12 protein-coding genes are annotated in these 14,113 nt (G+C 57.1%); 11 read left to right on the top strand and 1 reads right to left on the bottom strand.

Translation table 11 applies throughout. From position 1 onward, the window contains the following. The first annotated feature begins 84 nt into the window (after nucleotides 1-84). The 3 genes from HY788_08900 to HY788_08910 all read left to right on the top strand — a co-directional run bounded on the left by HY788_08900 (nucleotide 85) and on the right by HY788_08910 (nucleotide 2,681). A complete protein-coding gene (locus tag HY788_08900; GenBank protein ID MBI4774282.1) occupies nucleotides 85-1,260 on the top strand; it encodes an ABC transporter substrate-binding protein in 1,176 nt (391 codons plus the stop codon). Nucleotides 1,261-1,273: 13 nt separating this feature from the next. Beyond that, nucleotides 1,274-1,948: a GNAT family N-acetyltransferase gene (locus tag HY788_08905; GenBank protein MBI4774283.1), complete on the top strand. Its 675-nt coding sequence runs from the start codon at nucleotides 1,274-1,276 to the stop codon at nucleotides 1,946-1,948. A 166-nt stretch (nucleotides 1,949-2,114) separates the two neighbouring features. After that, nucleotides 2,115-2,681, top strand: a complete 567-nt coding sequence (locus tag HY788_08910) for a C_GCAxxG_C_C family protein (protein ID MBI4774284.1) — start codon at nucleotides 2,115-2,117, stop codon at nucleotides 2,679-2,681. Between the two features lie 272 nt (nucleotides 2,682-2,953). Here HY788_08910 and HY788_08915 read toward each other — a convergent pair whose 3' ends face one another. Then, nucleotides 2,954-4,294, bottom strand: a complete 1,341-nt coding sequence (locus HY788_08915) for a hypothetical protein (GenBank protein ID MBI4774285.1) — start codon at nucleotides 4,292-4,294, stop codon at nucleotides 2,954-2,956. A 666-nt stretch (nucleotides 4,295-4,960) separates the two neighbouring features. Here HY788_08915 and cas3 point away from each other — a divergent pair. Genes cas3 through cas2e form a run of 8 tightly spaced genes read left to right on the top strand, consistent with a single transcriptional unit; the run spans nucleotide 4,961 to nucleotide 13,684 of the window. Further along, entirely contained in the window at nucleotides 4,961-7,483 is a 2,523-nt protein-coding gene (gene cas3 / locus HY788_08920) for a CRISPR-associated helicase Cas3' (protein MBI4774286.1), read from the top strand. Then, nucleotides 7,480-9,018: a type I-E CRISPR-associated protein Cse1/CasA gene (gene casA, locus HY788_08925; GenBank protein MBI4774287.1), complete on the top strand. Its 1,539-nt coding sequence runs from the start codon at nucleotides 7,480-7,482 to the stop codon at nucleotides 9,016-9,018. The genes cas3 and casA overlap by 4 nt, the downstream gene beginning before the upstream one ends. Further along, nucleotides 9,015-9,560, top strand: coding sequence for a type I-E CRISPR-associated protein Cse2/CasB (gene casB, locus HY788_08930; protein ID MBI4774288.1), 546 nt, complete (start codon nucleotides 9,015-9,017; stop codon nucleotides 9,558-9,560). Before casA ends, casB begins: the two co-directional genes overlap by 4 nt. A 14-nt stretch (nucleotides 9,561-9,574) precedes the next feature. Further along, nucleotides 9,575-10,921 carry a type I-E CRISPR-associated protein Cas7/Cse4/CasC gene (gene cas7e / locus HY788_08935; GenBank protein ID MBI4774289.1) on the top strand — a complete coding sequence of 449 codons (1,347 nt, stop codon included), beginning with the start codon at nucleotides 9,575-9,577 and terminating at the stop codon, nucleotides 10,919-10,921. Next, nucleotides 10,914-11,681: a type I-E CRISPR-associated protein Cas5/CasD gene (gene cas5e, locus HY788_08940; GenBank protein MBI4774290.1), complete on the top strand. Its 768-nt coding sequence runs from the start codon at nucleotides 10,914-10,916 to the stop codon at nucleotides 11,679-11,681. Before cas7e ends, cas5e begins: the two co-directional genes overlap by 8 nt. Beyond that, a complete protein-coding gene (gene cas6e, locus HY788_08945) occupies nucleotides 11,678-12,454 on the top strand; it encodes a type I-E CRISPR-associated protein Cas6/Cse3/CasE (GenBank protein MBI4774291.1) in 777 nt (258 codons plus the stop codon). Before cas5e ends, cas6e begins: the two co-directional genes overlap by 4 nt. Further along, the gene (gene cas1e, locus HY788_08950) at nucleotides 12,451-13,431 is read left to right on the top strand and encodes a type I-E CRISPR-associated endonuclease Cas1 (GenBank protein MBI4774292.1); all 981 of its coding nucleotides are present in this window, start codon (nucleotides 12,451-12,453) and stop codon (nucleotides 13,429-13,431) included. The genes cas6e and cas1e overlap by 4 nt, the downstream gene beginning before the upstream one ends. Next, on the top strand, nucleotides 13,412-13,684 hold the full coding sequence (gene cas2e / locus HY788_08955; GenBank protein ID MBI4774293.1) for a type I-E CRISPR-associated endoribonuclease Cas2: 273 nt from the start codon (nucleotides 13,412-13,414) through the stop codon (nucleotides 13,682-13,684). The genes cas1e and cas2e overlap by 20 nt, the downstream gene beginning before the upstream one ends. The last annotated feature ends 429 nt before the right edge of the window (nucleotides 13,685-14,113 follow it).

Genomic DNA, 14,113 nt, shown 5'->3' on the forward strand with positions numbered 1-14,113 from the left:
TGCTTGCGGTATGCGGAATTTCACCGGCAACCGCACCAATGGACGTGATATTGGAACAATGATTTAAGGAATTTGGATAAAAACATGAAATCGCTTCCAACACTACTGCTGTGCATAATGACGATCGGCTCGTCAATCGTGTGCAACGCGGAACAACCGGCGATTAAAATAGGGGCTCTCTATAACATCACAGGGGATATGGCTCCCATTGACCTCCCGGCGTCTCGCGGATCGCGGCTCGCCGCCAAACGGATCGACGAAAAAGGAGGGTTGCTCGACGGAAAAACCCTCGAGCTGATCGTCGTCGACACCAAGACCGATATGAAAGAGGCGTCCAAGGCGGCCGAACAGCTCGTCTCCATGGGTGTTGCGGCAGGGTTGGGATACGGCGATACCGACTCCGTCCTCGCCGCCGGCCCTGTGTTCCAACAGCACGGCATCCCATTCCTGACCTCGGGAGCCACGGATCCTTTCCTGCCGGAGGAGATCGGTCCCTGCCTGTTCATGGTCTCCTTCGGCGACGACGATCAGGCTCGCGCCATGGCGGAATTCGCTTACGCGACCCTCGGGACCCGGAACGCGGCGATATGGACCAACGGCTCTTCGCGGTTCACCAAGATTTTGTCGAAGTTCTTCAAGGAACGTTATCGATCGCTCGGCGGCAACGTGCTGGAGGATCGATCCTTCGACGCCGGTCAAACAGACTTCTCCGCCTTCATCCAAAGCCTGAAGAAAAGCTCCCCCCGGCCGGACGTCCTCTTCATCTCCGGACTTCCGTCCGATGCGGTTCCCACGGTAGGTCAGGTCAGGAAGGCGGGAATCCGGCTTCCCATACTCAGCGGAGACGGTTTTGACGCCGATCTGATCGAACGGCTTCCACAGCCGGAAGAGGCCGACGGCGTCTATTTCTCCACTCACGACTATCGCGGATCGAACAGACCGGAAGTGACGGCTTTTGTGGACGCCTACGAGAAAGAATACGGGAAGGCTCCGGAAAACGCCTTCGCCGCTCTCGGATACGACGCCGTGAATCTCCTGGCCGACGCCGTCAACCGGGCCAAAACCACCGAGCCCAAGGCCGTGGCAAAGGCGCTGGCGGAGACCCATGACTTCAAAGCCGTAACCGGGGAAATCTCGTTTACCCGGCCCGGCCGGGCGCCCGTGGCTATTATAGGCATCCCAAACGGGACGTATCGGTTGATGAAAACCTGGACCGGGGGCAACCACACCTTGCCTCGAAGGGACCCGGCCACGAAATAGGCTTGCGCCGACTGTGAGGGAGAAATTGGCCACGGTGCTTCTGGAAAAAAGCGGCATTGCGTACTCGATTCTCGATCCGGACGAACTCGACGAGGCGGCTCGCCTGGTGGGCTCGGTGTTTTCCGCCGGATCGCCGGTCACTCGATATTTGGAGGTTTCCGCCGGGGATTTTACCCGATTCGTGAGGTTGCTCGCCCCGAAATTTCAGGAAGAAGGTCTGTCCGTTGTGGCCCGCGATCGGGAAACTCGAGAAATGATCGGAGCCCTGTTGAACGAGGATCCGGGCGCCGAACGCCCTCCTGGGGCCAGGACCCACGAAGGAGCCGAGCGGATGGCGCCGGGCGGCGCCCCTCTCGAGGAGCTGAATCGCCGGTACTTTCACGGCCGGGTATTGGAGCCCAATATCTATGCCCACTTCTTCTTCCTGGCCGTATCGCCCCGATACCAGGGAAGGCGCATCGCTCAACATCTCGTTGACCTGTGCGAGCGGTCGGCCCGACGCAGGGGATACAAAGAGGGGGTCGTCGAGGCCACGAATCTCATCTCTCAACACGTGTTCCGAAAAGCGGGGTTCTCGGTTCGGGTGGAAATACCGTACGCCGTGTTCGAACACAACGGCAAGCGGCCTTTGGAAGGCCTCAAGGACCATCCCAGCGCCATGCTGATGGTCAAGAAATGGGACTCCTGAGGGAAAAGGGATCCGTGCACGTTGACGAACTCCTCCAAATAACACAACGAAAAGAAAGGAGGTTGCGCACCATACGCCGGGGTTACGGCAACCCGTTTTAGGTTGCCGTCTTCAGAGGAAGAAGCTCATTCAACAAACGTTTCACTTCTTGAGAGGAGGCCGACTAATGTTGGTAAAACCGAAGTATCAAGGTCTTACCCGCGAGCAACTCATCAATAAAGCGTATGAAATGGGGAGAGACTTCGAGATTAACTCGTATAGCTGTTCCCAATGCACGGTTGCCGCCATTCACGAAATCGTGGGCCTGTCGGATGACCTGGTGAAAGCTTCCACTTCGTTGTGCGCGGGCGTGGCTTTCCAGGGGCTCGGAAGTTGCGGCGGGCTGTCGGGCGGTGTGATGGCCCTGGACTTCTTCTTCGGCAGACCCTGGGAAAAGATGTCGTACACCGAGCTGAAGATGGAGGAGAATATCCCACCGCTTTTTACCGCTCAGGCCATTGCGCGAGAACTGTACAATAAGTACGTCGAGCGCTACGGTACGGTCATGTGCGCCGCCATCCAGCAGCAGCACTTCAACCGGTATTACTATATCGAGGACATGGAGGAGTTCAAGAAATTCGAAGATGCGGGAGCCCACACGGATCCCAAAAAATGCGTGGACACCGTGGGAACCGCCGCCCGCTGGGTGATGGAACTATTGATCGATAAAGGCGCCGTGCAGGTTCCCGGCTGATTTGGAAGGACGATTCATTCGCTGCGTATAGACTCCGGGGGAATCGCACCGCGTCGGGATTCCCCCGGAATGGCTCGCCCCGACGGCAGGTCCGCCGGCTTACAAAGTCACTAGTGTTAAATGCCTTAAATCCATTTGACACCATTCGCACGATACCGGCGAAGTCCGATCTTATTCGAGCGATTCACCCGCTCCGCCCAGGCGGTGAGGCAACGCATGGAGAATTTGAAGGGAGCCTGAATCCCGCCTGTGCGGGATTTTTAAAGTTTCCCTCAGCTGAAAAAACTAACAGGATTTTGGCAACTCGACACTAGGGCAAAGCCGCCCTGAAGGCGTAGAACCCCGCGATGGCGTTTTCGTTCCAGATCGGCCTGGTAACTCGTGCCTTGAACATCCTCGTATACAATGGTTTCGATAAGACCGAACCCCTCGGGATGCGACGCGTCCCGGTAGCGGGCGATCCGGATCGAATAGAATTCGGCGCCGGGGATCGCCTCCCACTGGAAGGCCACGGGCGTGGGATACTCGGGATATTCCGTGAGGTAGGACCCGGGCGCGATCTGACTGTTGTCGTACGGAGTCAGCAGGTGCAGGATCCGGTACGCGTCCAGATCGTAATCCAGCCGCTCCCCTTCGGTCAGGCTCGCAATGTCCACGCTTTTGTAGAAGGTGTAATTGCCCGGCAGCGTGGCTTCGGTTCCCGTCACGTGGAAGTTCACCGAAATGCCGGCCACGGACGGCATGTTCCTCAATTCATACGCCGCGCTGGACGGATCGTACTCTGCGATAAAGTTCCCGGCCGTTTTACCGGTCACATCGTTCACCACAAAAAACGTGGGAGTCTCCGCCGTTATACCGGACATGGGCGCGCCGTTGAACAAAAGCACGCCCTGAAGTTCGTAGTCGGCGGCGGGCATTGGAGCCTGGAACCATTTATGCAAGAGGCCTGTGTCCTGACTGGAGGGCGCGGTGATCGTAAAGGATGAACCCCCCGGGGCCGAAATCGCTGCCTGGAAATGCCGGCCCCCTCCGAGCAGGTCGTCCACATCGAAGCCGCCCGCATAGTCGGACTGCAGGAAGGCATAGTACTCGACGCCTCCGCTGGAGGTGAAAATCGCCACGGCCGACCCTTCGTTGGGGTAGGTCTGCAGGAACAGGTTCACCGATGCATCCTGGGGCGCGGGCTCGTTCTTGTAGATGCCGTCCGCGGGGTTACCCGATGTCCCGCCTGGGTCCGCCTCGAACCATCGGTACAGGCTCACGGTTTCCGTGATTTCCCCTATCCGGATGCCGGCCCCGGGTGTGCCGGCGCCCTGGTCTCCAAAGGACATGGACAGGTGGGCATTCGCGCCCCCGAGTTCGTCCGCCTCGAATCCATCGGTGAAGTCGGAATCCAGAAACGCATACAACCGTTGTTGCCCGCCGGAGTTGTCCAGCAGAACGGCCACGGCCGAACCCGTATCGTAGGTCTGCAGGTACACGGCATACCGTTCTCCGGTCCCATCCTTGGGCGCGTCCTTCCAAATGCCGTCCAACACCTCGGCCCATGCCGGGAAGGGCATCCACACCATCGCGCAGAACACACACACGGCCCACGGAACGATTCTTCTCATACAGGCGGCCCTCCTCGCGCGTGTCGATCGCCGGGACGATTCCTCAAGGCCTGTCCCGGCGGAACGCATGGGTTCGTTTGGTTGAATGTCATCCATACATCAGTTTTATTCTATTCCACCCGAGCCTCGGACCGCAATCATCTTTAATTGAAATGCGTTAGGATATCAGGGAAATCGGGGCCTAAAGCAGCACGGACAGGTGAAATCGAACCAAGGCACGGAGAGCCGGCCCTTCGTGTTGCGCAGAAATTGAGCAGTCCGGCGATGGGCTCGAAAGCGCTATTTTATAATATCGTTATATATCAATGGGTTAAAAAAGCATATCTGAATGGCCCGGATTTTGCTATAATACAAGTCATTCCAAGGCCACATTATAACCCCACTCATCATGGGCGTCGATCCATGTACGCCCCCACACCTCGACTCTCGCCCCCCGGGCGGGAGAGGATAAGGTCCCAGTATCCGGTTGCTGCAATGGTTCTGTCTCCTCACAACGAGTGGAGATGGGCGATCTCCTTTAAGCTTCTCTCAGAAGAGGGTACCCATTCGGCCATATGCTACATGATCGATGTTGTCGCCGCGGCGGACTTCCTTTGAGCCCATTGCGCCGGCCCCACACTTTCCGGTGCTTGGTGCTCACAGCATTAAACATGTGAGGTGTTAAACATGACAGACAGGATGAGCATCTCGAGCGTACATACGGCGGATTACAAACTCCTATGGGCGAAGAGCAAGCCACGGCATCCATTGTGGAAGCACCTGCTCGATGCTTCGGCGGTCTCCACGGCGTTACCACCCCCCGTCAACAACTTCGGCTGGGGAGTCGAAGAGACAGCGCTTTTGGTGGGGCTTCACGATATAGGCAAGGCGGATTCCTGTTTTCAACATCAGATTCCAGATTTTTCAGATGAGCTTGTAAAAGCCCGATATCCGGTTACGGGGGACGCCCCGTGCCGACATGAGCGCATCTCCGCCATGTTTATCAAGCACAAGCTGATTGAGGGAGGGCTCGACCCCCTTGTGGCTGACGCAGTCGCTCGTACCGTGTTGGCGCATCATGGCTACTGGTATGAAACCGCTCGCCCTGTTGGACAGGCATACGCTGACGCGCAAAATCAGCTCTGCCGGATGTTGCGGCAGGTGCTCGGTCTCAATGCGTTTCCCAGCAAAAGCCCGTCAGACCTCAGTGCCTTCGGAATGCGCTTCGCCGGGCACATCGTGCTTTGTGACTGGATTGCGAGCAACGAGGGGTTCTTCGGGGACGCCCGTCTTAGGGATGTCGACGACCCGGAAGACTACTTCACCACTGCGCGAAAATTGGCGCAAGATTGGGTAAGGAGACTTGGCCTTGAGCGGGACCGGCAGGCTGGCAAGGCAGCGTGCATTGTGGAGATTGCGCGGCCCATTCAGCAAACGCTGCTGGACAGGGACATTCCGCCGGGACTCGTCATTATCGAGGCCCCCATGGGCGAGGGCAAGACGGAAGCCGCCTGGATTCTGGCCGAGAAGTGGCGCGATAATGGCTATAACGGCATGTATATGGCTTTGCCTACCATGGCGACGAGCGATTCCTTATATAGGCGGTACCGCGATGACTACCTCAAAAGAGTGGGGCGCGGAGGTGATACCAAACTGGTCCATGGCATGGCCTGGCTGCGGGACGAAAAGGAGCCGGAGAAACCATCAGAAGTTGGGGAGCCGGGGGACGACCGGTCACTTGCAGCCGCGTGGTTCAGGCCGACCCGCCGCGCGATGCTCGCCGCGCATGGCGTGGGAACAGTGGATCAGGCGATGCTCGCGGGGATGAACGTCAAGTTCGGCTTCCTACGGCTCTACGGGCTCGCCGATCGGGTGTTGGTCATAGATGAGGTTCATGCGTACGATGCCTACATGAGCGCTATCATCTCCCGGCTGCTCCAGTGGTGCGCGTGCCTGAAGATTCCGGTGGTCCTTCTCTCGGCGACGCTTTCAGCAAAGCAGCGGGCGGAAATGATCGAAGCCTACGGGGCAAAGGGAGACCCCGGGCCTGATGCTTCGTATCCGCTCATCACAGTGGCGGAGCCCGGAAAGAAAGCATGGACGATTAAAGCGAACGCCTCATCAAGCAGAACGCTGAAGATCGAGACTCACTCCGGACTGCTTGGCGACGCCAAGAAAACGGCGGAGAAGGCGGCGGAACTGGTGAAGGACGGCGGATGCTGCTGCGTCATCCTCAACACAGTCAAACAGGCTCAGGCGGTTTACACGGAACTGGAGCTTTACAAAGAGGAAAAGTTGCTTTTCCATGCACGCTTTGCCGCCGCCGACCGGGAGCATCTTACCGACGAGGTGCTGGCCAAATTTGGCAAGAATTCGAGTCGCCGCCCTTCGAAGTTCGTTCTCGTTGCCACTCAGGTGGTTGAGCAAAGCCTCGATGTGGATTTTGACTACATGGTCAGCGAGATCGCCCCAATCGATCTTCTACTTCAGCGTAGCGGTCGCCTTCACCGACACGGAAGGCGTGAGTACGATCCTACTTTGCATGTGCTTCTACCGAAAAAGAAAACCTTGTCTTTCGGTGGAACTGGCTATGTATATGCCGACAAACCCCTTCTGAGAACGCTGGCTATTCTTGCCGGCCGATGCGAAGTGCATCTCCCGAACGATTTCAGGATACTGATCGAGCGATGCTACGGGTCCTACGAATGGGAGCAAAGCGTGGTAACGTGGGAGGCAATTAGAAAAGCGGATCTGGATTGGGACACGGAAACCCAATTCCTTCACAATCAGGGCAGACAATTCGCTCTGTGCGACCCCAGCAAACGGTTATTTCGGCCTGTCAACAATGATCCCACGGGTGACGACAGCGATGACGGCAATGGCTGGCGCGCAAAAACAAGGCTCGGAGCCAATGACCGTACCACCGTCCTTGTCGAAGAAGAACAACTTAAACACTTGGAAACGGGAGATTTGCGAATGAAGGAAGTGCGTGCGCTGTACCGGCGGTCGCTAAAATTGCCCGTCCATCTTCCAATCCATAGCCCTGCGCCTGGTTACAGTGCCGCTGTGGATGCGAAAGGGAAACTGCGAGGTCTTACACTATTGCCTGTAGCCGATTATGGATTGTGGCAGGGCATCGACGAAAAGGGGAACCGTTATGAAGTGGTTTATAACAAAGAATTGGGCCTCCTGGCCGGGAGAGTACAATGAACCGTCCCTTCTTTAACGTGCTGACAGAGCCCTGGATTCCTGTGATCCGCCTGGACGGTTCGCGCGATGAGCTGGGGATCCTGTCCTGCCTGGAACAGGCTCACGAGTTGCGCGAAGTCCGAGACCCTGCGCCAATTATTGAATTTGGGTTGTACCGATTGCTGGTTGCCTTCGTCCTTGATGCTTTGATACTGGCCAACCGTCGACCCGAGGATCCGCTTGATCTGAAGGCGTTCATGGATGGCGATCGCTTCGATTCGCGCTTGATCGAGAACTACATCAAGGAATGCGGCGACGTCTTTGACTTGTTCCATCCCGAACGCCCGTTTCTCCAAACGAAAATGGACAAGGCGAAGACCAAACCCCTCGCAGGCATGTTTCCGGTTGCGCCGAGCGGAACAAATGTGAATCATTGGCACCACGAGCATGAAGATGATTTGATAGTTCCTTGCCAGGTTGCCGTTCGACTGCTCACGACAATCGCCCCTTTTATGACAGCAGGAGGAGCAGGATTGAGTCCGTCGATTAATGGAGCGCCTGCAATATACGCCTTGCCAATGGGGAAAAACCTGTTCGAAACTATCGTACTCAACATTCCGCTTCGCAATCAGGACAGTGGCGATGGCGTGACTGCTTGGCGAAGCAAGCGCTCTCCGGGGGAAGAACGTTCGCAAGCAACGACGGTTGAAGCGCTGACATGGCGTCCACGTCAAATTCAGTTAGTCCCTGAACTCGGCAATGACACCAGCGTCAGTGTGCGAGAAATGAAGTTTGAAAAAGGCGATAGCACGGGCCTGACCTGGATTGATGCGGGTCTTGGCTACCGGTATGACAAAGACAAAGTCACGCCAATCCGGATGCGAGAAAACCGACCGTTGTGGCGCGATGCGGGTCCGCTCTTGTTGCTCAATGAGCTCGAACATGGCCGGGATAAGACAAAAGTTTCATTTCGGCGTCCGGATGTTGTTGAGCAGGCGTTTGCGCTTACCGATGTCGGTGAACGGCTCGTGATTCAGATCTACGGGATGCGTACGGACATGAAAATGAAGGTCTTCGAGTGGGCGAAATCCGCTTGGTCGATGCCGTCCAACTTGGGACGGTCCACACGACTTGGGAGTCTGGTTCACCGCGAGCTTGAATTGGCAGATTCTGCCGCGAGGTGGTTACGCTTCGCTATTCTCGCACTGGCGCCTGAGTTTGAGAGAGAGGAACGCAAGCCACCGGGAAAACGCAAAGCATGGGACAAACGGTCAATACGCAATTTGGCTGACCGCTGTGAGCGAGCCTATTGGCAGCACCTCGAATTCAGTTTCCATCCACTGATGAAAGCTTTTGCCGCGCTGGATCCCAATGCGCCTGACGATCCGTCACTCATCGCAACGACCGCCAGGGATTGGCGCAAGTCGATACGCAGACTTGCCATCGAGCAGTTCGAAGTACTCGCAGAAGACATGGACGCGGATAGTGATGCCCTCGAACGTCGGGTTCGCGCACGAACCCGGCTCAACAATAACTTCAGGAAGGTGCTCTTATGACAACAAGCGAAAAGACCCCCGAAGGAGAATTCATCGAACGTATCGAGAGGCTCGACACCGGTGAACTTGCAATGCTGCGGCGCGGATGCGGTGAACGGGATCCCGTCGAGGGGCGGTGCCCGTGGCTGGTCGGTCTCATTCACGGCGTTGCCAGCGAAGCTACCTCGTTTCTTGTCGCTAGCCTGCTTGCTCAATACAAAACCGCCGACATCAAAACCGGTCATCACTGCATCAAAGGTAACTTCGGCCTGACTTGGAAACGTGCCATTGCTGGAACCGATAGTAAGTCCATCGAACGACGGTTCCACATCCTTCTCGACGCCGATTACGACCCTTGGACCGGCGACGGTGACCTGCCCTACAGACTCCGGCAGATGGTGCGTTACGCGGCGAACAAGGCCCAGACCCACGGAGTTGACTGGCCAATGCTGCTCACCGACCTCAAGTTTTGGAATCATCCAGAGAAGCGCGTTCAAAAAAGATGGGCTCGCAGTTTCTTTGGCAATGAGCGTCCCGAGGACGCCATAATAACATCAGAATAAAAGGAGTAATCGCCATGCTCATAGAAGTCCACATGCTGCAAAACCACGCCCCGAGTAATCTCAACCGAGACGACACAGGAAGCCCGAAGGAAGCTGTTTTCGGCGGCTACAAACGCGCGCGCATCTCTAGCCAATGTCTAAAACGAAGTATCCGCAAGAGCGCGACGTTTCGCGATCTGTTCCGGTCTGAACCCATAAACCGGATCAGCCCGAAGATACTCGAAGCGATGCAAAAGCACGGTATTGAAGAGAACCTTGCTTATCAGCTTGCAGTGCGCACCAGAGCCATGCCCGAAATCGTAAAGGACATTCTGCTGGCCAAGGAGATTGACAAAAGTCTGGCTTATCAGGCTGCCGCCGTTGCCGCCAAACTTGGAGCCAAGGTCAAAGACCAGAAGCAAGAAACCGGGGACGATGGAAGCGAGGAGCAGCAGGTTACAGAAACACCCGAATCTTCCGTCGAGGGAACCAGCGATGTGCAGAAAAAAAACAAAACCAAGCAAACCATGTTTCTCACCCTTCGCGACCTTGAGATTGTCGCAGATTACCTGGCTGACTTAATACAAAAGGAAAAGGATACGGGTCTGAACCGGGTAGTCAAGAGAGTCAGCAACACCGACAAGCGGATGGTGATGGAGAAAGACCTACATTCTCTTGGTTATCGTCCAATAACGATTGATCTGGCCCTGTTCGGTCGCATGGTCACGAGCGAGGCATTTGTCGATGTCGAAGCCTCCAGCCAATTCGCCCATGCGATCAGCACACACAAGATCGATCACGAGTTCGATTATTACACCGCCGTAGACGACCTTGAGCGCGCAGCGGATGACGAAGCGGGCGGCGGCGCCGACATGATCGGCGACGTGGAGTTTAATTCCGCCTGCTACTACAAATACTTCAACGTCCACGTCGAAGGACTGGTGGATAATCTCACCGGCAAGGCGTTTAAGCGGTCGGTCAACTGCGAGGATGAGAAGAATGCCCGCGCAACAGCCGGGGAAGCCATTCGGGCGCTGATCGAAACGGCATGCCGTGTCACGCCAAGCGGCAAGCAGAACTCATTCGCCGCGCACCAGCCGCCGAGTCTTGTCTGGATCGAGATTCGCGATAAAAACCTTCCCGTCAGTTACGCTAATGCTTTCTGCAATCCGGTGAACCCGAAAGTGAGAGACGGCCTCGAAACAGAGTCAGCTAATGCCCGGAAGCAGGAGTGCGAAACGCTTACAAAAATGTACGGTCTGGAAGCGCGCAAGCGCCTGCTGTTGGCAAAAAACGACGATGTGAAAATCCTTGAAGTCTCATCTTCGGAAAGCCTGAAGACCATTCTTGATACGGTAGAGGCGGAGGTTCGGCATGGCTGACCCTGTCCTGCTCCTTTGGTTGGAAGGCCCCATGCAGTCCTGGGGCACGCGTTCCCGCTGGGATGTGCGCGATACGGGACCCGAGCCGACAAAATCGGGCGTGATCGGCCTGATAGGTTGTGCCATGGGGCTGAGTCGCGATGATCCTGCTTTGGAAAGGCTAGACCGCGACCTACTTTTCGGTGTTCGTGTCGATCGCCCCGGTGTGTTCTTGACGGATTATCATACTGTGACCGGCTATCATCGCACGGCTGCCGGTGGTTTTAAACGTAGCGGCGGCACAGCCAAAAGCCTCGCGAAGGCGCAAGAACATGGTGAGAGCACAATCGTTTCATTCCGCGACTACCTCCACGATGCGGCATTTCTGGTCGCGTTGGCTGTGAAACCAGAACATCGGCCCGGGAACCGCGATCTTCTTGGTCATCTCAAAGAGCGTCTGCAAAACCCCAAGTGGCCGCTATACCTCGGCCGCAAGGCCTGTGTGCCTTCGCGTCCCATCTTTGATCGGCTGACAGACGAGTACCAAAACTTGGAGCATGCTCTTCACCAGGTTCCGTGGGCCGCCCCCCGGTCCCGCAAACAGCGTCAGGCTCTGGAGAGCGCCATTGATGCGCCGAAACTCCAGGCCTGGCTTGAGTGTCCGCATGGAGACTATGAGCGGCAGGATTCCATTCGACTAAACCAACTTCGCTTCTACGACTTCCGCCGGTGTAGGCACATCGAGATCGACACAAAGGTGCTTAGTAGGAGGGTCCCATGAGCCTTTACCTCTCTCGCCTTCTCCTCAACCCACGCTCGCGGCAGGTTATGAGCGAAATGGCGCATCCTTATGAAATGCACCGCACACTGATGCGCGCCTTCCCGAAAGCCACGGAGGATGCCAAGTCGAAAGCGCGTGATGAATTTGGCGTCCTTTTCCGCGCGGAGGCTGATGATCGGCGGGGTGCAGTCAAGGTCTTTGCTCAGTCACGTATGGAACCGAACTGGTCGTTTCTCGATCGGCTGAATGATTACCTGTGCACGGATGGAGAGACGCCCGAATATGAATATAAGGACATCCTGCCGGCATATCGGAGGATTCAAGACGGACAGGTCCTTTCGTTTCGTTTGCGAGCCAATCCGACCAAACGGATCGCGAAACAGGATGACGTCATGAAAGGAAAACGAGTCGAATTGAGACGTGAGGAGGAACAAATCGACTGGCTGATTCGTAAGGGGCAGGGAAGGGAAAAGGGCGTGCCCGGCGGTTTCGATCTTCTCATGAAGAGAGTCGAGTGCATGAACGGCCAAGCGCCGCTGGCGCCGTGCGTCAAGGTCTCCTGTGAAGGAAAGCAGACAGGCCGCAAAAGAGATGTAGTGGGTGGACACTCAACTACGCACTTGGCTGTTCTGTTTGACGGCCTTTTGCGGGTCACGGACACGAATGCCTTCCTGGACACGATCATCCGTGGTATCGGGCCCGGCAAAGCCTTCGGTTTCGGCCTTCTCTCCCTTGCACCGGTCAGCGCCTCACGCTCGGAGGATACGAGATGAGAGTTCAAGACCTGCATGTTCTGCCCAAGTTCAGTGACGGGTGGAGTTACCTCTATGTGGAGCATTGCCGTATCGACCAGGACGCCCGGGCCGTCGCCGTCCATGATGAGGCAGGCAAGGTGCCCGTTCCCTGCGCCAATCTCGCTCTGCTCATGCTGGGGCCAGGGGTTTCGATCACCCACGCCGCCGTTTCGGTTCTAACGGACCACGGGTGCCTGGTCGCCTGGTGCGGGGAAGAGGGGGTGCGGTTCTACGCGGTGGGCATGGGCGAGACGCGAAGCGCGGCGAACTTCCTGCATCAGGCCCGGGCGTGGGCCGACGCGGATCTTCGCATGCAGGTGGTGCGCCGCCTGTACCAGTTGCGGTTTGCCGAGGAATTCGATTCGGGACTGACCATCCGGCAAATCCGCGGCATGGAAGGCGTCCGTGTCCGGGACGCCTACGCCAGGGCCGCTCGGGAGAGCGGTGTTCCCTGGTCGGGCCGAAGCTATCGACGCGACCAGTGGAGCAGTTCGGACCCTGTGAATCGGGCGTTATCCGCCGCCAACGCATGTCTGTACGGCATCTGCCATGCGGCCATTGTGTCCGCCGGGTTCTCGCCGGCGCTCGGTTTCGTCCACACCGGGAAGATGCTGTCATTCGTGTATGATGTCGCCGATCTCTACAAGGCGGAAATTACCATTCCGGCGGCGTTTCGCGCGGCGGCCGAGGACAAAGAGGGGCTGGAACGACGGGTGCGTCTCTCATGCCGCGACGGATTTTCATCGACCCGACTTCTGTCAAGGATTGTTCCCGATATCCAGACGGCCCTGATGTTGCCAAAACGAGGAACGGCCGATGACGGTGCGCCTTTCGACGGGGACGCGGCCGCTCCGGGCTCATTGTGGGATCCGGATGAGGGAGAGGTGGAAGGCGGGTGCGTCCATCCACTGGAAGCGGATACAACGGAGTCTGATGATGGTGGTGATGATTCTTGAACGTGTGCCGCCTGGGTTGCGAGGTGAATTGACACGGTGGTTTCTGGAACCCAAGGCAGGGGTATTCGTGGGCAGGGTTTCGGCCAGGGTGCGCGACAGACTCTGGGATAAAGCCTGCGGGCAAGCCGGGGAGGGTGGCTGTGTGATGGTTCATTCGAGCGACAATGAACAGGGGTTTCGGATTCGTAATTGGGGGAAAACGGCGCGGTCCATAGAAGACTTCGAAGGGCTTTTTCTCGTTCGGATGCCGTAAGTACGGGCTTTTTTTTAGTGTCGTCCCCACGCATGTGGGGGTGAACCGCGATTACCTCGGGCCGGTTTTCCCCAACCCATGTCGTCCCCACGCGTGTGGGGGTGAACCGAAATCGAACTCGAGGGGACCCCGTTCGCCGAGGTCGTCCCCACGCGTGTGGGGGTGAACCGACGCGGGAGAACAGACCGGCGAGGCCGCGATAGTCGTCCCCACGCGTGTGGGGGTGAACCTAGCGATGCCGTACCCGCAAATGCCCAGAAGGCGTCGTCCCCACGCGTGTGGGGGTGAACCGCAATTCGAGAGGAGTCAGGATTTTCTTTTCCTGTCGTCCCCACGCGTGTGGGGGTGAACCGCTTCCCCGCGGCACTCAATCTCATCTGATTTGGTCGTCCCCACGCGTGTGGGGGTGAACCGCGGGTTTTCTCCGGG

It is taken from the genome of Deltaproteobacteria bacterium, assembly GCA_016208165.1.
Taxonomy (GTDB): domain Bacteria; phylum Desulfobacterota; class Desulfarculia; order JACQYL01; family JACQYL01; genus JACQYL01.